Source organism: Paracoccus aestuarii (assembly GCF_028553885.1).
Taxonomy (GTDB): domain Bacteria; phylum Pseudomonadota; class Alphaproteobacteria; order Rhodobacterales; family Rhodobacteraceae; genus Paracoccus; species Paracoccus aestuarii.
Window position 1 is genome coordinate 1993973 of record NZ_CP067169.1, and the last position, 18498, is coordinate 2012470.

Consider the following 18498-nt stretch of genomic DNA (forward strand, 5'->3'; position numbering starts at 1 on the left):
TATCGTCAAGGCTTGTGGCCATCGCCCGGCCCTGTCAAGCGCCAAGCGTCAGCCGACGCGCTCCGTCAGCCGCAGGGGCCGGGCCTGCGACAAATCGCCCATCTGCCGCGACAGCCCCGGCGCGAGCGGCAGCAGATCGGCTTGCAACGCATGGTAGAGATCGGGCTTGCCCGCGAAATGGCCGTCCTGAACCGGACCGTCCGGACCGGCCTGCGGGAACCAGCCGCCCCGCGCGTGATCGATCAGCCGCCGGTCCGCGAAATCCCACAGCCGCCGATACCAGTCTGCATCACCGGGCCGGGGGTCCAGCTTCAGCAGCGCGGCCAGCGCGCCGATCGCCTCGGTCACGGGCCACCAGTAACGCGCGGGATCCGCGACGCCGCCGCCGATGGCGATCGTATAGGCCAAGCCCCCCTGTTCGGCATCCCAGGCATCGGCCAGCGCACGGTCGACCAGCGCCCGCGCCCGGTCCGGCGTGCCGTCATCCGGGCGCCCGGCCAGGTCCCACCAGTGCAGGGTCAGCCGCGCCATCTCGACGCTGTGGCCGGGCGTTGTGCCCGCGGGGCGGAACATGGGATCGCCGGCATAATCCGGGTCGGGCCGCCAATCGGCGCCATAATGTTCGGGGATGCGCCAGTCCCGCGCCGCGGCCTGCCGCGTGACGAAGAAATCCAGGATCCGCCCCGCGCGGTCCAGAAAGACCCGCGCCCCCGTCGCCTCATGCGCGGCCAGCAGCGCCTCAACCCCGTGCATGTTCGCGTTCATCCCGCGATAGGTCGAAAAGGGCCGCCAGTCGCGGGTGAACTCGTCGCGGAAAAGGCCCGCATCCTCGTCCCAGAAATGCGCGTCCAGGACCCGGGTGATGTCGTCGAAAAGCGGACGCGCCAGCGGATGGCCCCGCATCAGCGCGCCCGAAGCCGCCAGCAGGACAAAGACATGGCCATAGGCCAGCTTCGGCCCCTCGACCGGCTGCCCGTCGCGCAGCGCCCAGTGATAGCCGCCGTGATCCGCGTCGCGATGCAGGTGCCACAGCGCCTGCATCCCGTGATCCATCACCCCCGCGCGGTCGTCCCGCCCGGCCATCTGGGCCAAGGCCTGGCAATGGACCATGCGCGTGGTGACGTGCAATTCCTGCGGGCCGTCCAAGGGGGTGCCGTCGTGATCCAGTGCATGGAACCCGCCTTGGGGCCGCAGGCTGGCATCGAAGAAATCCAGCGCCCGATGCGCGTCGGCGATCAGGAAGGCGCGGTGCGCGGCATCGTCCAGCGGGTTCATCGCCTCACCTCCGGCGCAGGGCATCGGCCAAGGCCGAGCCGAAGCTGCCCGGCCCGGCATCGCGGGGGGCGGCCGATTGTGGGCGCGCGGGCTTCGGGGTCTGGGCGGGCCTCGGCCGGTCGCCTTGGGCGGGCATATCCTTGCGCATGGTCAGGCCGATGCGCTTGCGGGCCACGTCAACCTCGGTCACGCGGACGCGGACCACGTCGCCGGCCTTGACCACCTCATGCGGGTCACGCACGAAACGGTCGGCCAGCTGGCTGACATGGACCAGACCGTCCTGATGCACGCCGATATCGACAAAGGCGCCGAAGGCCGCGACATTGGTCACCGTCCCCTCCAGCGCCATGCCGGGGCGCAGGTCGCCGATCGCCTCGACCCCGTCCGCGAAGTTCGCGGTGACGAAACCGGGGCGCGGGTCGCGGCCGGGCTTTTCCAGCTCGGCCAGGATGTCGCGCACGGTGGGCAGGCCGAAATCCTCGGTCACGAAATCCTGCGCGCGCAGCGTCTTCAGCGTCGCGGCATCGCCCATCACGGCCCGCAGATCGCGCCCGCAGGCGGCGACGATGCGGCGCGCGACGCCGTAAGCCTCCGGGTGGACGGCCGAGGCGTCCAGCGGCTCGGTCCCGCCCGGCACGCGCAGAAAGCCCGCGCATTGCTGGAACGCCTTGGGGCCGAGGCCCGCGACCTTCTTCAGCGCGGCGCGGGACGGAAAGGGCCCGGTCGCGTCGCGATGGGCCACGATGTTCTGCGCCAGGGACGGGCCCAAGCCCGCCACATGCGCCAGAAGCGGCGCCGATGCGGTGTTCAGATCCACGCCCACGGCGTTCACTGCATCCTCGACCACGCCCTCCAGCGCGCGGGCCAGCTGGCGCTGGTCCACGTCATGCTGGTACTGGCCCACGCCGATGGATTGGGGCGGGACCTTGACCAGTTCCGCCAGCGGGTCCTGCAGACGGCGCGCGATGCTGACCGCGCCGCGCAGGCTGACATCCAGGTCCGGAAACTCCTTCGCCGCCAGCTCGGATGCGGAATAGACCGAGGCGCCGGCCTCCGAGACGATCACCTTGGTCGGCGCGCGCACCCCCTTGGGCAGGCGTTTGAGGACATCGGCCACCAGCCTTTCGCTTTCGCGGCTGGCGGTGCCATTGCCGATGGCGATCAGATCGACGCCGTGGCGCTGGATCAGCATGGCCAGGCTCGCCTCGGCCCCGCGCAGGTCGTTCTTGGGCTGGAAGGGATAGATGGTGGCCGTGTCCAGCAGCTTGCCGGTCGGATCGACCACCGCGATCTTGCAGCCGGTGCGGATGCCGGGATCCAGGCCCAGAACGGCGCGCGGGCCCGCGGGGGCGGCCAGCAGCAGGTCGCGCAGGTTGCGGGCAAAGACGCCGATCGCCTCGGCATGGGCGCGGGTGCGCAGCTCGGTCAGCAGGTCGATATACATCGTGTTCGACAGCCGCACCCGCCAGGCCCAGCCCGCCATCTGGCGCAGCCAATCCGCGCCCGGCCCCTGCCCCAGCTGGCCCAGGGCCTGGGCGGTGATCCCCTCCGGGCGGTCGGCCTGATCCTCGGGGGCTGCGATCTCCAGCGTCACGACCTCCTCCTTGGCGGCGCGCAGGATGGCCAGGGCGCGGTGGCCCGGGATGCGGGCCCAAGGCTCGGCATGGTCGAAATAGTCGCTGAACTTCGCGCCCTCCTGCTCCTTGCCGGGGACCAGGCGCGCGCGGATCACGGCATGGCTGCGCATAAAGTCGCGCAGCCGGCCCAGAAGGTCGGCGCGCTCGGACAGCTCCTCGACAAGGATGTCGCGGGCGCCCTCCAGCGCGGCCTTGGGCGTCTCGACCGGGCCGGTGACGAAGCGCGGGGCCAGCGCCGCCGGATCGCTGCGCGGGTCTGCCTGGATGGCGCGCAGCAGCGGCTCCAACCCGTTCTCGCGCGCGATCATCGCCTTGGTGCGGCGCTTGGGCTTGAAGGGCAGATAGATGTCCTCCAGCGCGGCCTTGGTCTCGGCGCCCGCGATCGTCCGGGCCAGGTCGTCGGTCAGCTTGCCCTGGTCGCGGATGGCGCCCAGGATCGCGGCGCGCCGCGCCTCCATCTCGCGCAGATAGGACAGGCGTTCGGCCAGGGTCCGCAGCTGGGTGTCGTCCAGGCCGCCCGTCGCCTCCTTGCGGTAACGGGCGATGAAGGGGACCGTGGCGCCCCCGTCCAGCAGATCGGTGGCCGCGCCCACCTGGGCGGGGGTGGCACCGATTTCACCCGCGATGCGGCGGGCGATGCGGGCGGTGGTCTGCGACTGGTCCATGCGGGCCTCCTGTGGTCCTTCGGACCGCCGTTCTAGCCCTTCGGCGCGTCCCCGCCAAGCGGTTCGGCGGGTTCGGCCGCCGCATCCGCGGCCCCGGCCCGCCCGCCGGGGATCGAGGGCGATTGCGCGTCCAGACGGAATTCCGGCAGGCGCAGGACCTCGCCCGCGGATGCCTTGCCCACCACGCTGTCGCGCACCGCCTGACGCAGCGCGGGCGAGCGCTTCAGCAGGCGGCGGAACCCCTCCTCGTCCAGGACCAGCAGGCTGGTGGGGGTGATGGCGCGGGCCTCGGTCCGGCGGATGCGGCTGGTCAGCACGCCCATCTGGCCGAACATCTCGCCCCGGCCGAGGCGCGTGACCTGGCCCGCGACCTGCTGTTCGACCGCCCCCGAGGCCACGAAGAAGACCGACCGCGCGGGCGTGTCCTTGCGCGTGATCACATGGCCCGCATTGACGTATCGCGTGCGCAGCACCCGCGTCAGGCGGCGCAGCTCCGCATCGTCCAGGTCCGAGAACAGCGGGAACTGGCGCACCAGCTCGTTCTTGCGTAGCGCCAGGTCCAGCTTGGGTCGGCTTTCGGTCTGCTGGCGGCGGCGGGTGATGTCGGCCATCAGCTGGGTATGGACCTCGGATCCGATCAGCCCGTCCTCGCGCATGGCGTTGTATTCGCGCTCCTCCAGCCGCAGCGCGGTGCGGCGGATGAAGCGGCGCTCCAGCTCCTCGGCATAGCCGGGATATTGCAGGCGCAGACCCTCCAGCGCGGTCTCGACCGCCTCGATCCGGCGGTTCAGCAATTCATGCAGCAGTTCGGCCACCCGGCGGCCATGGATGCGGCGGATGCGCCGGTCGATGAAGCCGTGAAGGTCGCGCAGGATCAGCCGCTTTGCCAGCAGCATCTCGAAGCGGTCGGCGGTCATCCGCGCCAGGAACCGCCCGATCCCGAGCCGGTTGCGCAGGAACGCCGCCAGCCGGAAGGCCGGCCCATAGCCGAGCGCGCTGCGCGAAGCGCGCTGGTATCCGGTGCGCCCGCCCGACCGCGCACCCTCGATCAGGCGGTCGGCGTCGAACAGCGCCTGTTCCGACAGCCGGGCCGAGATGGCGCGTTCGCGGAACCGCTGCAGGATGACCTCGCGTTCATGGCCCGCCAGCGCGATCAGGCCCAAGGTGATGCGGTCGCGGTCCAGGATCTCGGCATTGTCCTCGGCCTCGGCGCGGGCGACGGCATCGTCGAGCCGCGCTGCGAAACGCTTGGCCTCGGAACGCACGGTCTCGCGCGTCAGGTCGTAATTCTCGGTGGCCGATGCCACGCCTTCGCGCACGGATTGCAGGGCGACGGCGACGACCTGGTTGGACAGCGCCCGGTCCAGCGGCGACAGGCGGTCCAGGCCCAGAAGGCCGATCACCGATCGCAGCGTCGTCCCCTGCACGATCAGCGTGAACAGCGTGAAGCCCGTGGCCAGGATGCCGACCAGGCGCTTGGTCTCGACCGGGACGCGCAGGCTTTCGGTGACGGCCAGCGCCAAGGCCAGCGTGACGGCGCCGCGCAGCCCCCCCCACATGATCGCCACGCGATAGGGCCGCTGGATGCGCGGCGACAGGCGCAGCCCCGTCAGCACCGGCAGCAGCACGAACAGGATCAGCGCCCGCGCCACGAAGGCCGCGACGATCACCACCCCCACCAGGAACAGGTCGGTCAGCCGCACCTCGCCCAGCAGGCGCGGGATCAGCAGGGCGGCCAGGATGAAGATCAGCGCCCCCGCCCAATGCGCCAGCAGGCCCCAGACCTCGCGCAGGTTGACCCAGAAGGCCGGCGCCAGCCGCCCCGGCCCCATGAAGTTCAGCGTCACCCCCGCGACCACGACCGCGATCACACCCGATGCGCCCAAGAGCTGTTCCGCCCCGATATAGGCCAGATAGGGCACGGCGACCGAGACCGAGATCTGCGCCGTCTCGAACCGCGCGAAAAGGCCCATCAGCGCCACCGCGATCCGCGCCACGACCCAGCCCGCCAACACGCCGCCCAGGATCAGTTCGGGGAACTGGCCCAAGGCCTCGATCAGCGTGGGGTTCGGCACGCCCAGCATCACATAGCTCATGAACAGGCCGAACAGCGCGATGGCGGCGGCGTCGTTCAGCAGGCTCTCGCCCTCGACGATGCGGGCCAGGCGCTTGGGGGCCGACAGGCTGCGGAAGATGCTGACCACGGCCGAAGGATCGGTCGTGGACACGATCGCCCCGATCAGCAGGCCCACCATCAGCGGCACCCCCGCCCAATGCAGCGCATAGCCGATGGTCATGGTCGCCGCGACCACCGCCACCACCGCCAAGGTCAGGATCGGCACCCAGTCATCCAGCATCCGCCGGATGTTCATCTCCAGCGTCGCCTGAAAGATCAGCGTGGGCAGGAACACATACATGAAGACGCTGGACCGGATCGGCAGGGACAGGATGCCCTCGGCGATGGGGTTCAGCGTGTCGGTCAGGTCGGTGCGCAGAAACAGGATCGCGCCGCCGCCGATCAGGATGCCCACCGCGGCCAGCATCACGCTGAACGGCACCGAGATGCGCGCCGCCAGCGGCTCCGCCGCCGCGATCAGCAGGAACAGCACGGCAGTGAAACTGGTCAGAAGCAGGATATCCATGGGTTCTGAATACGGTCAGATATCGTGTGAGGGAAGATGGCGGGAACAAGATATGCCGAAATTTCGCATGGCTGACGCCCATGTGACGCCGTGGCCGGGGGTCTTGAAATCCCCCCCCGCCGCCAACAGTTCAGCAGCCCGGGCCAAAGCGGCCCCCGACATGACACGCAACAGCAAGAAGGAGGACGCGATGTCCTCGATGTTCGACAGCCTGACCCTGGGCGCGGTGACCCTGCGCAACCGGATCGTGATGGCCCCCCTGACCCGCAGCCGCGCCGAGGCCGACCGCGTGCCGGGCGATCTGATCGCCGAATATTACGGCCAGCGCGCCGGCGCCGGCCTGATCCTGGCCGAGGCGACCAGCGTCACCCCCATGGGCGTCGGCTATCGCGACACGCCGGGCCTGTGGTCCGAGGCGCAGGTGGCGGGCTGGTCCAAGGTCACCGCGCGGGTCCATGAACGCGGCGGGCTGATCTTTTCGCAGCTGTGGCATGTGGGCAGGATCTCCGATCCCGAACTGCTGGACGGCCAGACCCCGGTCGCGCCCTCGGCCATCCAGCCGGGCGGCCATGTCAGCCTGCTGCGCCCCAAGCGCCCCTATGTCACGCCCCGCGCGCTGGCCACGGACGAAATCCCCGGCATCGTCGAGGCCTATCGCCAGGCGGCCGAGAATGCCCGCCATGCGGGCTTTGACGGGGTCGAGATCCATGCCGCGAACGGCTATCTGATCGACCAGTTCCTGCAGGACCGCAGCAATGCGCGCGACGACCGCTATGGCGGCAGCATCGAGAACCGCACCCGCCTGCTGGAGGAGATCGCCGATGCCGTGATCGGTGTCTGGGGCGCCGACCGCGTGGGCGTGCATCTGGCGCCGCGCGGCGACAGCCATGACATGGGCGACAGCGATCCGCGCGCGCTCTTCACGCATGTCGCGCGGCGGATGCGCGAACGCGGCGTGGCCTTCCTGTTCCTGCGCGAGCATCTGGCCCCGGACAGCCTGCTGGACGCGATCCGCGACGCCTTCGGCGGCCCGGTCATCGCCAATGAGGGCCTGACCCGCGACAGCGCCCAGGCCCTGCTGGCCGAGGGTCGCGCCGATGCGGTGGCCTTCGGGCGCGATTTCATCGCGACCCCGGACCTGGTCGAGCGTTTCCGCCGGGGGCTGGACCTGAACGAACAGGACCCCTCGACCTTCTACGAGGGCGGCGCCAAGGGCTATGTCGATTATCCGACCGCCGAGGCGATCGCGGCCGAATGACCAAAAAAGGGGGCGGCCCGCAGGCCGCCCCCGATCCGTTCGCTGACCGGTGGATCAGCAGCTGTAATACAGCGCGTATTCGACCGGGTGGGGCGTATGCTCATAGGCATAGACCTCTTCCCATTTCAGGGCGATGTAGCCCTCCAGCTGGTCGCGGGTGAAGACGTCGCCCTGCAGCAGGAAGTCCATGTCCTTCTCCAGCTCCTCCAGCGCCTCGCGCAGGGACCCGCAGACGGTCGGGATCTCGGCCAGTTCCTCGGGCGGCAGGTCGTAGAGGTCCTTGTCGGATGCCGGGCCCGGGTCGATCTTGTTCTTGATCCCGTCCAGGCCCGCCATCAGCAGGGCCGCAAAGCACAGATAGGGGTTGGCCGCCGGATCGGGGAAGCGGGCCTCGACGCGCTTGGCCTTGGGCGATTCCGTCCACGGGATCCGCACGCAGCCCGACCGGTTGCGGGCCGAGAAGGCGCGCAGCACAGGCGCCTCGAAGCCCGGGATCAGGCGCTTGTAGCTGTTGGTCGACGGGTTCGTCAGCGCGTTCAGCGCCTTGGCATGCTTCAGGATGCCGCCGATGAAATAGAGCGCCTCCTGGCTGAGGTCGGCATATTTGTCGCCCGCGAAGAGCGGCTTGCCGTCCTTCCAGATCGACATGTTGACGTGCATCCCCGAGCCGTTGTCGCCCTTCATGGGCTTGGGCATGAAGGTCGCGGACTTGCCATAGGCATGGGCCACGTTGTGGATGACGTATTTGTATTTCTGGATGTTGTCGGCCTGTTCGACCAGACCGCCGAAGATCAGCCCCAGCTCGTGCTGGGCGGATGCGACCTCGTGGTGGTGCTTGTCGACCTTCATCCCCATGCGCTTCATGGTGGACAGCATCTCGCCGCGGATGTCCTGGGCCGCATCGACCGGGTTGACCGGGAAATAGCCGCCCTTGTGGGCCGCGCGATGGCCGGTATTACCCATCTCGTATTCGGTGTCGGTGTTCCAGGCGGCGTCGCTGGCGTCGATCTGGAAGCTGACCTTCTGCGGCGTCACGGAATAGCGCACGTCGTCGAACAGGAAGAACTCGGCCTCGGGACCGAAATAGGCGGTGTCGCCGATGCCGGTCGATTTCAGATAGGCCTCGGCCTTGGCGGCGGTGCCGCGCGGATCGCGGCTGTATGCCTCGCCCGTGTCGGGTTCGGCGACGTTGCAATGCACGCAGAGCGTCTTTTCGGCATAGAACGGATCGATATAGACCGAGCTGGGATCGGGGATCAGCTTCATGTCCGACTGGTCGATCGACTTCCAGCCCGCGATCGAGCTGCCGTCAAACATGAAGCCTTCCTCGAAGAAGTCCTCGTCGACCAGGTCGCGGTCCAGCGTCACGTGCTGCAGCTTGCCCTTGGGATCGGTGAAGCGGACATCGACATAGGCGATGTCTTCATCCTCGATCATCTTCAGAACGTCCTTGATAGTCATCTCTTCCCTTTCTGCGTCGTCGGGACCCGGCCGCCCTTGGGGCTGGTCCGGGAACCGTCCATGGGTTTCATGCGTGGCCTCGGGCCGCAATCAGACCGCGTCGTCGCCGGTCTCGCCGGTGCGGATGCGGATGGCCTGTTCGACGGGCAGCACGAAGATCTTGCCGTCGCCGATCTTTTCCGTGCGGGCGGCACCCACGATGGCCTCGATGGCGGCCTCGACCTGATCGTCGGGCAGGACCATCTCGATCTTCACCTTGGGCAGGAAATCGACCACGTATTCCGCGCCGCGATAAAGCTCGGTGTGACCCTTCTGGCGCCCGAAGCCCTTGACCTCGGTGACGGACAGGCCCTGCACGCCGACTTCCTGCAGCGCCTCCTTCACATCGTCCAGCTTGAACGGCTTGATGATCGCCTCGATCTTCTTCATCGCAATTGACCCTTCCTCGCGGCTTGCCTGCTGATTGATTGGCGCGTTTGATCCACGGCGTAAATGCGCCAGCATGAACTTGTCGATCCGGGCGGGGTTTGTCCGGGCGAACTGCCCATAAATTAGACACACAGCACAAGGAATGGTCAATGCCGATGCTCGAGGGCGCTGAAATCGTCACCACCGCCCAAATGCGCGCCATGGAATCCGCGGCAATGGGCAGCGGGGTCGCATCGGGGCTGAACCTGATGACGCGGGCGGGGCGGGCGGTGGCGGACCGGGTGCGGCTGGACTGGCCCCGGGCGGGGCGGGTCACGGTGCTCTGCGGTGCGGGCAACAATGGCGGTGACGGCTATGTCGTGGCGCGCAGCCTGGCCGAGGCGGGCTGGCGGGTGCGGGTGCTGGGCGCGCCCACCCGGCCGGGCGGCGACGCCGCGGCCGCCCGCGCCCGCTGGCCCGGCCCGGTCGAGCCGCTGGATGCCGCGACCTTCCGCAGCGGCCCCCGCCCCGATCTGGTGATCGACGCGATGCTGGGCGCGGGCCTGTCGCGCCCGCCCGATCCCGCCATCCGGGCGATTCTGACGGCGATGGTCGGGTTGACCGTCGTGGCGGTGGACGGGCCGAGCGGGCTCTGCCTCGATCGCGGCATCCTGCCCGGCCATCCGCGCGGCGCCCTGCCTGATGACATGCCCCGCGCCGCGATGACCGTCACCTTCGACAGCCCCCGCCCCGGCCACCTGCTGGAGGCAGGCCCTGCACTCTGCGGGCGGCTGGTCGTCGCGGATATCGGCCTGTCGGCCTTCCGGCGCAGGGGGCGGATCACGGCGCTGTGGCCCAGGCTCGGCCATCCGGGCGATCCGGCGCGCGGGGAGTGGCTGCGCAAGACCGCCGCGCCCGCGGGGCACAAGTTCACCCATGGCGCGGCGCTGGTGGTGGCCGGGCCCCCGGGCCATGGTGGCGCGGCCCGGCTGGCGGCTCGTGCTGCGCTGCGCGTGGGGGCGGGGCTGGTGACGCTGGCCCCGCCCGCATCGGCCCTGTCCGATCACGCGGGCCCGCCCGATGCGCTGATGTGTCGCCTCGCCGATGACGCCCGGGCGCTGGAGGCCCCCCTCTCCGACCGCCGCGCGCTGGCCGTCTGCATCGGCCCCGCCTGCGGGACGGATCGCGCGGCCGCGCTGCTGCCCGCGATCGTCGCGGCCGACCGCCCGACGGTGCTGGATGCCGATGCGCTGACGGCCTGGGCCCGCGCGCCGGGCCCCTTGCCCCGCGACACGGTCCTGACCCCGCATCAGGGCGAATTCGCGCGCCTATTCCCGGACCTTGCGCAGTGCCTGTCCGACGACGCGCCGGATGCTCCGGGCAAGCTGGCCACCCTACACAGGGCCGCGGCCCGCATTGGTGCCACCGTCCTGCTGAAGGGCCCCGACACCGTCATCGCCGCCCCCGACGGCCGGGCTGCGATCCATTCGGACCCGCATCTTCCGTGGCTGGCCACCGCCGGCGCGGGCGACGTGCTGGCGGGCCTGATCACCGGGCTGATGGCCCGCGGCCTGCCGGGATTCGAGGCCGCATGCCTGGCCGTCCGCCTGCACGGCGCCGCCGCCCGCCTGCACGGCCCGGGCCTGATCGCCGACGACCTGATCGAGGCGCTGCCCGCCCTGATCCGGGACTGGCGCTGAGCGCCGCCCGCGGGCGTCAATGCGCCGCTGGCCGACAGGCACGGTCATCCATTTCATACCGGGCCCATTCCGATTATGGTCGCCGCGCAACCTCAGGACCGAACCATGCCCCTCATGATGCCGCAGCGCGCCGGCTACAGCCGCGCCGAGACTTTGTCGGACATGATGGTGCATGCGGTCGGGCTGGCCGCCGCGCTGATGGCGGTGCCCGTGCTGATCACGCTGACCTGGGCGCAGGCCGGAGGGCTGGCGCTGGTCGGGGTGTCGATCTATGGCGCGACGCTGGTGGCGATGATCCTGTGTTCGACGCTCTACAACATGGCGCATTCGGCGCGCTGGTCCGAGATGCTGCGCCAGATGGACCATTCGGCGATCTATCTGAAGATCGCGGGGACCTATACCGCCTTTGCCTTGGCCGCCGCCCAGCCCGCAGGCTGGTTCCTGGTGTGGATCTGGGGCTGCGCGCTGCTGGGGGCCGGGCTGCGCAGCCTGGCGCCGAACCGGTTCCGGGGGGCGGCCATCACGCTCTATCTGGTGATGGGATGGTCCGGCGCGGTGGCCGGGGGGGCGCTGTTCGCGGACATGTCCTCGCGCGCCTTCGGGCTGATCCTGGCGGGGGGGATCCTCTATACGGCGGGGTTCGGCTTCTATGTCTCGCCCCGGCTGCGGTTCCACCGGACGATCTGGCACGGCTTTGTCATGACGGCCAGCGCGGTCTTCTTTGCCGCCGTGATGGTGCATGTGCTGGCCGGGGCCTGACCGGTCAGCCCAGCCCCTCGAACCAGTCCGCATAGGGGGTGTCGCGGATCATCCGGCGGTTCAGGTCCGGCGCGCCGTCCGTCCACCAGACCGGGCCGCGTTCGCCCAAGCGGGTCTTGGCATCGTCCACGGCGCGCCGCGCCCGCGCCTCGGCCTCGGGATCGGCGGCGGCCTTGGCATCCTTGACCGCCCGCCGCGCATCCATCAGCGCCGAGACCAGATCCGCGCGCAGATCCGGGTCCAGCGAGGGATCCGCCGCCCGCCACAGCCGTCCCCGCACCACGATATAGCGCCCGTCCGGCGTGTGCAGGACCGTCATCGCGCCCCGCCCCGCCCCAGCATCGCCAGCGTCGCCTGACAGGGCTGCCCGCCGTAAAATTGCGCGATCACCCGATCGAACGGTTCGGGACCCTGCCCCGCAGCGGCGAAGAGCGTCGCCGAGGATCGCAGCTTCATCGCATCCACGGGGCCCAGGATATCCTCGGCCGTCAGGGCGTCATGGCCCAGCATCGCGGCGGTGCAGTCCCGCAGCCGCGGCCCCAGGATCGGATGGGCCAGATAGTCGCGGGCCTCGTCCAGATCGGCGATGCCGAAGACCTGCGCGGTCTGCGACCGGCCGAGCCCGCGCAGCTGGGGAAAGACGAACCACATCCAGTGCCCGGTCTTGCGGCCCCGCCGCAGCTGGGCCAGCGCCGCGTCATGGGTGCCGCGCTGCGCGGTCACGAAGCGGTCGAGGGATGCGGGATCACGGGACGGGTCGGTCATGGCGGCCTCCTTCTGGGGAAGGAAACGTGCGCGGCGGGGATGGGTTCAGCCCTGGGTCGTGGGGCGGTCATATCATGGGGATGATATGGTGCTGTGAGAGAGGATTGAACTCTCGACCTCACCCTTACCAAGGGTGTGCTCTACCACTGAGCTACCACAGCGCCGGTGAAGGGGCGTTTAGACCGGGCCGCGGGGAGGCGCAAGAGGGGTCGGCGGAAAATTTCGCGAAAATTCCGCAGGACCGCGGGGGCGCGTCGCGTTTGCTGGACGCGGGGCGCGCGGGGCGCTAACAGGTCAGCCATGACCGACGACCGACGCGATGGCCCCAAGCGACCCGACAGCCGCGACGCACGCCTGAAACAGGCGCTGCGGGCGAATCTGGCGCGGCGCAAGGAACAGGCCCGCGCCCGGGCGGGGTCCGAGGATAACACGACCGCCCCGCAGACGGGCGGCGATACAGGCAAGGACAGCTGATGGACCAGATCGTCGTGACGGGGAACGGCCCGTTGCAGGGGGAAATTCCCATCGCGGGCGCCAAGAACGCCTGCCTGACGCTGATGCCGGCGACGCTGCTGACGGACCAGCCGCTGACGCTGACCAACGCGCCGCGCCTGTCGGACATCCGCACCATGACGGCGCTGCTGGGATCGCTCGGGGCCGAGGTCGCCAGCCTGCAGGACGGCCAGGTGCTGGCCCTGTCCAGCCATGCGCTGACCAGCCACCGGGCGGAATACGACATCGTGCGCAAGATGCGCGCCTCGATCCTGGTGCTGGGGCCGCTGCTGGCGCGCGACGGGGTGGCCGAGGTGTCGCTGCCCGGGGGCTGCGCGATCGGGGCGCGGCCGGTGGACCTGCATCTGCGGGCGCTGGAGGCGATGGGCGCGGCGCTGGACCTGCGCGACGGCTATGTCCATGCCAAGGCGCCCGCGGGCGGGCTGCGGGGCGCGGTCTTCGAATTTCCCGTCGTCTCGGTCGGCGCGACCGAGAACGCGCTGATGGCCGCGACCCTGGCCCGCGGCACGACCGTCCTGAAGAACGCCGCGCGCGAGCCCGAGATCGTGGACCTGGCCCGCTGCCTGCGCGCGATGGGTTCGCGGATCGAGGGAGAGGGCACCGGCACCATCACCATCGAGGGCGTCGATGCGCTGCACGGCGCCACCCATCCGGTCGTCACCGACCGGATCGAGCTGGGGACCTATATGCTGGCGCCGGCCATGTGCGGCGGCGAGGTCGAGCTGCTGGGCGGGCGGATCGAGCTGCTGGCGGCCTTCTGCGAGAAGCTGGACGAGGCCGGCCTGACCGTGGAGGAGACCGCACGCGGCATCCGGGTCGCCCGGCCCAACGGCCGTGTGCGCGCGGTGAATGTCCGCACCGAACCCTTCCCGGGCTTTCCGACCGACCTTCAGGCCCAGTTCATGGCGCTGATGTGCCTGGCCGAGGGCACCTCGGTCCTGGAGGAGACGATCTTCGAGAACCGCTTCATGCATGCGCCGGAACTGACCCGCATGGGCGCCCAGATCGAGGTGCAGGGCGGCCATGCCACCGTCACGGGCGTCGAGACGCTGCGCGGCGCGCCCGTCATGGCGACGGATCTGCGCGCCTCGGTCAGCCTGATCCTGGCGGGGATGGCGGCCGAGGGAACCACGACGGTCAGCCGCGTCTATCACCTGGACCGGGGCTATGAGCATGTCGTGCGCAAGCTGCGCGGCGTGGGCGCCCATATCGAACGCGTGAAGGAGGACCCGCATGACTGAGGATGCCCGCTTTGCCGATGCCGACCCCCGCCCCCTGGCCCTGAGGGCCGAGGACGAGGTGGACCTGCGCATCCTGTCTTCGCTGGTCCAGGACGCGGTCCTGACCGCCGGCGACATCAGCCATGACGCCAAGGCGCGGCGTCTGGCCCTGCTGCTCACGCGCTTCCGGTGGGAGGACGCGACCGACGCACAGGCCCAGGGCCGCGACTTCGAACGCGTGCGATCGGTCCTGGTCATCGGCGACGTGATGCGCGTGGTCAGCGACGGCGTGGACCGCGACGAGGGCACCGTGCTGTCGCTGCTGGCGATCCGCTGGCAGCCGGGCGAGGACGGCACCGGCCGCCTGACGCTGGATTTCGCGGGCGACGGCACGATCCTGGCCGAGGTGGAATGCATCAACCTGGATCTGCGCGACGTGACACGGCCGCATCGCGCGGTCTCGGGCAAGGCGCCCTCGCATCCCGAATAGGGCCCGCGTCACCTTGCCCGGGGGCCTTGGTGCTTGAGACGGGCGCGCGGGCGGGTTAGGTCGCGCGCAACATGAAGGGGATGATGATGCCGGTCTTTCTGAACGCGCGCGATGCGGATTTCGAACAGGGCTTCCGCGCGATGCTGTCGGCCAAGCGCGAGGTTTCGACCGATGTGAACGATGCGGTGACGGCCATCATCCGCGATGTGCGCGACCGCGGCGATGCGGCGGTCTGCGCGCTGACCGCGCGCTTCGACCGGCTGTCGCTGACGCCCGCGACGCTGCGTTTCGCGCCCGAGGAGATCGAGGCCCAGATCGCCCGCGTCACCCCCGAGGACCGCGCCGCCCTGGCCTTGGCGGCCGAACGCATCCGCGCCTATCACGCCCGCCAGATGCCCGAGGATGCCAGCTGGACCGACCCGGAGGGCGCGACCCTGGGCTGGCGCTGGTCGGCGGTGTCGGCGGCGGGGCTCTATGTGCCGGGCGGTCAGGCGGCCTATCCCTCCAGCGTGCTGATGAACGCGATCCCGGCGCGGGTGGCGGGGGTGGAACGGCTGGTCATCTGCGTGCCGACGCCGGACGGGGTGATCAACCCGCTGGTCCTGCTGGCGGCGCAGCTGTCGGGGGTCGATGAGATCTATCGCATCGGCGGCGCGCAGGCGGTGGCGGCCATGGCCTATGGCACCGATACCATCGCGCCGGTGGACAAGATCACCGGGCCGGGCAACGCCTATGTCGCGGCGGCCAAGCGGCAGGTCTTTGGCCGGGTGGGCATCGACATGATCGCGGGCCCCTCCGAGGTGCTGGTGATCGCGGACGCGGACCAGAACCCCGAATGGCTGGCCTGGGATCTGCTGGCCCAGGCCGAACATGACGCCGATGCGCAGTCGATCCTGATCACCACCGATCCGGCCATGGCCCGCGCCGTGGCCGAGGCGGTGGACCGCATCATCCCGACGCTGGAGCGCGCGGCCATCGCGGGGGCCAGCTGGCGCGATTACGGCACGCTGATCGTGGTGGACGACCTGGATCAGGCCGCGGCCCTGTCGAACCGCATCGCGCCCGAGCATCTGGAACTGTGCGTGGCCGCCCCCGAGGCGCTGGCCGCGAAATGCGTCCATGCCGGCGCGATCTTTCTGGGCGCGCATACGCCCGAGGCGGTGGGCGATTATGTCAGCGGGCCGAATCACGTCCTGCCCACGGCCCGCTCGGCGCGGTTCAGTTCGGGCCTGTCGGTGATGGATTTCCTCAAGCGCACCACCATGGCGCGGCTGACGCCGGGGGCATTGGCCGCGATCGGCCCCGCCGCGGTGCGCCTGGCCGCATCCGAGGGCTTGCAGGCGCATGGTGCTTCGGTTCAGGCTCGGCTCGGGACATTGAACGAAAGGCTGCCGGAATGAGCCGCATCACCCGGATCGAGATCGACGACAGCGCCATCGCCCCCGCCACCCCGGAGATGGAACAGGAACGCCGCGTCGCGATCTTCGATCTGATCGAGCATAACAGTTTTTCGGTGCCGGGCCGCGACGGCCAGCCCGCCCCCGACGGCCCGTTCGTGCTGGAGCTGTGCATCCGCGAGGGGCGGCTGGTCTTTGACGTCACCACCGAGGCCCAGGACAAGGTGGCCGAATTCCACCTGTCGCTTGGGCCGTTCCGGCAGGTGGTCAAGGATTACTTCCAGATCTGCCAGAGCTATTTCGACGCCGTCAAGCGCCTGCCCCCCGCCCAGATCGAGGCGATCGACATGGCCCGGCGCGGCATCCACAACGAGGGCGCGCGCACGCTGCAGGAACGGCTGGAGGGCAAAGCCGGGCTGGACATCGACACGGCGCGGCGCCTCTTCACCCTGATCTGCGCCCTGATCCCGCAGGGCTGATCGGATGTCGCGGAACAAGATCCCCTCATCGGTTCTGTTCTGCTGCGACCACAACGCCATCCGCTCGCCCATGGCCGAGGGGATGATGAAGAAGTTCTATGGCCGCGCCGCCTATGTGCAATCGGCCGGGGTCCGGAACGACCTGGAGGTGGACGGCTTCGCCATCGCCGTCTGCGACGAGATCGGCGTGCCCCTGGCCAACCATCGCAGCCGCAGCTTCGACGAGATGCAGGACTGGGGCGACGATCTGAGCCAGTTCGACCTGATCGTGGCCCTGTCCCCGGCCAGCCAGCGTATGGCGCTGGAGATGACGCGCCATGCGCATCTGGAGGTCGAATACTGGCCCATCATGGACCCGACCGGCCTGGCCGAGGGCCGCGAGGCGCGGCTGGCCGCCTATCGCCTGACCCGCGACCAGATCGAGACCCGCATGCGCGACCGCTTCGGCCCGCCGCAGGACGGGGACGCATCGCAGGGGGCTGACCGCCCCCGCCCTGCCCCACCCCCTGCCCGCGTCACCGCGCCATCGCGGCCTTCAGGCGGTGCCAGGACGATTTGGGCGTGCGCACCATCGTGTCGAAATCGACATGGATCAGGCCGAAGCGCTTCTCATAGCCGAAGGACCATTCGTAATTGTCCAGCAGCGACCAGTAGAAGAAGCCCTGCAGATTCGCGCCCCCTTCGATCGCCTGACGCGCGGCGTTCAGATGCGAGGCCAGATAGCCCTCGCGCACGGGGTCGAAGACGGCGCCGTTCTCGACCGCATCGGCCGAGGCCATGCCGTTCTCGGTCACCACGATGGGCAGGTCGCCCACATAGTCGCGGGCCATGCGGATCAGCAGGTTGCGCAACCCCTCCGGATAGATTTCCCAGCCCATCTGGGTCTTGGGCAGCGGGCCTTCATGCCCCTTGGTCGAGGGCCAGGGCGCGGAGGGGTCCGAGGACACGATGCCGCGCGAATAATAGTTCACGCCCAGCCAGTCGATGGGCGATGAAATCGCGGCCATGTCGTCCTGCCAGTTTGCGGGCATGTGACGGCCCAGACCCTCCAGCAGGATCTCGGGATAGGTGCCGCGGGTCACGGATTCGATGAACCAGCGGTTCGAGATCGCGTCCGAGATGTCGACCGCCCGATCCTCGCCCGGCCCGGCGGGCAGGATCTCGGAAAAGTTCAGCACGATGCCCAGCCCGTCATGCCCCTCGGCGCGCAGGCGCTGGACGGCCAGGCCATGGGCCAGCTGGATATGGTGCATGGACCGCGCGGTGGCGCGGATGTCGCGCAGGCCGGGGGCGTGCTGGCCCTCGAAATGCGAGAGCCAGCTGACGCACCACGGCTCGTTGATGGTGGCGGTGCGGGCTACGCGGTCGCCGATCCGCGCCATGACGGCGGCGGAATAATCCGCAAAGCGCAGCGCCGTGTCGCGATTGGTCCAGCCGCCCTTGTCCGCCAGCGCCGAGGGCAGATCCCAGTGATAGAGCGTCAGATAGGGCGACAGCCCCCGTTCAACCATCCCGTCCACCAGCCGGTCGTAGAAATCCAGGCCTTCGGGGTTCAGCGTGACCCCATCCGGCATCACCCGCGCCCAGGAGGTCGAGAAGCGATAGGCGTCCAGCCCAGCATCGCGGATCAGGTCCAGATCCTCGGGCCAGCGGGTGTAATGCTCGCAGGCCCGCGCGCCGTCCTCGTTGCGGATCACGTTGCGGCCGGTGGCGGCAAAGGTATCCCAATGCGACGACCCGGCATTGCCGAAGGCATGGCCCTCGATCTGATAGGCGGCGGTCGCCGCGCCAAAGACGAAGCCCTGCGGGAAATCCGACCGCTTCGGCAT

The 18498-nt window shown here is 69.8% G+C and carries 16 protein-coding genes, 1 tRNA gene and 1 pseudogene; 9 read left to right on the forward strand and 9 right to left on the reverse strand.

Annotated elements, in window-relative coordinates; all coding sequences use genetic code 11:
• Nucleotides 1–48: 48 nt before the first annotated feature.
• The 3 genes from JHW48_RS10170 to JHW48_RS10180 are packed head-to-tail and all read right to left on the reverse strand — an operon-like array spanning nt 49 to nt 6219.
• On the reverse strand, nt 49–1275 hold the full coding sequence (locus JHW48_RS10170; protein ID WP_240637837.1) for an AGE family epimerase/isomerase: 1227 nt from the start codon (nt 1273–1275) through the stop codon (nt 49–51).
• 4 nt (nt 1276–1279) lie between these two features.
• Entirely contained in the window at nt 1280–3577 is a 2298-nt protein-coding gene (locus tag JHW48_RS10175; RefSeq protein ID WP_119886173.1) for a Tex family protein, read from the reverse strand.
• Between the two features lie 32 nt (nt 3578–3609).
• Nucleotides 3610–6219 carry a cation:proton antiporter gene (locus JHW48_RS10180; RefSeq protein ID WP_119886172.1) on the reverse strand — a complete coding sequence of 870 codons (2610 nt, stop codon included), beginning with the start codon at nt 6217–6219 and terminating at the stop codon, nt 3610–3612.
• A gap of 160 nt (nt 6220–6379) precedes the next feature.
• Here JHW48_RS10180 and JHW48_RS10185 point away from each other — a divergent pair, with 160 nt between their 5' ends.
• Nucleotides 6380–7477 carry an alkene reductase gene (locus tag JHW48_RS10185; RefSeq protein ID WP_240637836.1) on the forward strand — a complete coding sequence of 366 codons (1098 nt, stop codon included), beginning with the start codon at nt 6380–6382 and terminating at the stop codon, nt 7475–7477.
• A gap of 54 nt (nt 7478–7531) precedes the next feature.
• On the opposite strand, the gene glnA is transcribed toward JHW48_RS10185, so the two are convergent.
• Together glnA and JHW48_RS10195 are read right to left on the reverse strand one after the other, a co-directional pair.
• Entirely contained in the window at nt 7532–8938 is a 1407-nt protein-coding gene (gene glnA / locus JHW48_RS10190) for a type I glutamate--ammonia ligase (RefSeq protein WP_119886171.1), read from the reverse strand.
• Nucleotides 8939–9028: 90 nt separating this feature from the next.
• Nucleotides 9029–9367 carry a P-II family nitrogen regulator gene (locus tag JHW48_RS10195; RefSeq protein WP_090741575.1) on the reverse strand — a complete coding sequence of 113 codons (339 nt, stop codon included), beginning with the start codon at nt 9365–9367 and terminating at the stop codon, nt 9029–9031.
• A gap of 149 nt (nt 9368–9516) precedes the next feature.
• Between JHW48_RS10195 and JHW48_RS10200 the strand changes: the two genes are divergently transcribed.
• Together JHW48_RS10200 and trhA are read left to right on the forward strand one after the other, a co-directional pair.
• Nucleotides 9517–11046: an NAD(P)H-hydrate dehydratase gene (locus JHW48_RS10200; RefSeq protein ID WP_272835594.1), complete on the forward strand. Its 1530-nt coding sequence runs from the start codon at nt 9517–9519 to the stop codon at nt 11044–11046.
• 105 nt (nt 11047–11151) lie between these two features.
• Nucleotides 11152–11805, forward strand: a complete 654-nt coding sequence (gene trhA, locus JHW48_RS10205; protein WP_240637965.1) for a PAQR family membrane homeostasis protein TrhA — start codon at nt 11152–11154, stop codon at nt 11803–11805.
• Nucleotides 11806–11809: 4 nt separating this feature from the next.
• Here trhA and JHW48_RS10210 read toward each other — a convergent pair whose 3' ends face one another.
• From JHW48_RS10210 to JHW48_RS10220, 3 genes are all read right to left on the reverse strand, one after another.
• The gene (locus JHW48_RS10210) at nt 11810–12124 is read right to left on the reverse strand and encodes a hypothetical protein (RefSeq protein ID WP_119887626.1); all 315 of its coding nucleotides are present in this window, start codon (nt 12122–12124) and stop codon (nt 11810–11812) included.
• Nucleotides 12121–12570 carry a DUF1810 domain-containing protein gene (locus JHW48_RS10215; RefSeq protein ID WP_119887627.1) on the reverse strand — a complete coding sequence of 150 codons (450 nt, stop codon included), beginning with the start codon at nt 12568–12570 and terminating at the stop codon, nt 12121–12123. The genes JHW48_RS10210 and JHW48_RS10215 overlap by 4 nt, the downstream gene beginning before the upstream one ends.
• 86 nt (nt 12571–12656) lie before the next feature.
• Nucleotides 12657–12731, reverse strand: a tRNA-Thr gene (locus tag JHW48_RS10220).
• Nucleotides 12732–12870: 139 nt separating this feature from the next.
• On the opposite strand from JHW48_RS10220, the gene JHW48_RS10225 reads away from it, so the two are divergent.
• The 6 genes and pseudogenes from JHW48_RS10225 to JHW48_RS10250 all read left to right on the forward strand — a co-directional run.
• The gene (locus JHW48_RS10225; protein ID WP_170152368.1) at nt 12871–13044 is read left to right on the forward strand and encodes a hypothetical protein; all 174 of its coding nucleotides are present in this window, start codon (nt 12871–12873) and stop codon (nt 13042–13044) included.
• Entirely contained in the window at nt 13044–14324 is a 1281-nt protein-coding gene (gene murA, locus JHW48_RS10230) for a UDP-N-acetylglucosamine 1-carboxyvinyltransferase (RefSeq protein WP_119887628.1), read from the forward strand. The genes JHW48_RS10225 and murA overlap by 1 nt, the downstream gene beginning before the upstream one ends.
• The gene (locus JHW48_RS10235) at nt 14317–14793 is read left to right on the forward strand and encodes a DUF2948 family protein (RefSeq protein ID WP_119887629.1); all 477 of its coding nucleotides are present in this window, start codon (nt 14317–14319) and stop codon (nt 14791–14793) included. Before murA ends, JHW48_RS10235 begins: the two co-directional genes overlap by 8 nt.
• An 86-nt stretch (nt 14794–14879) precedes the next feature.
• Nucleotides 14880–16193, forward strand: a complete 1314-nt coding sequence (gene hisD, locus JHW48_RS10240) for a histidinol dehydrogenase (protein ID WP_119887633.1) — start codon at nt 14880–14882, stop codon at nt 16191–16193.
• Complete coding sequence (locus JHW48_RS10245) at nt 16190–16669, forward strand: UPF0262 family protein (RefSeq protein ID WP_119887630.1); 480 nt, start codon at nt 16190–16192, stop codon at nt 16667–16669. Before hisD ends, JHW48_RS10245 begins: the two co-directional genes overlap by 4 nt.
• Nucleotides 16670–16673: 4 nt before the next feature.
• A pseudogene (locus JHW48_RS10250) lies at nt 16674–17153 on the forward strand (arsenate-mycothiol transferase ArsC); the annotation flags it as partial.
• A 31-nt stretch (nt 17154–17184) separates the two neighbouring features.
• On the opposite strand, the gene JHW48_RS10255 reads toward JHW48_RS10250, so the two are convergent.
• On the reverse strand, nt 17185–18498 hold the full coding sequence (locus JHW48_RS10255) for a GH1 family beta-glucosidase (protein ID WP_119885445.1): 1314 nt from the start codon (nt 18496–18498) through the stop codon (nt 17185–17187).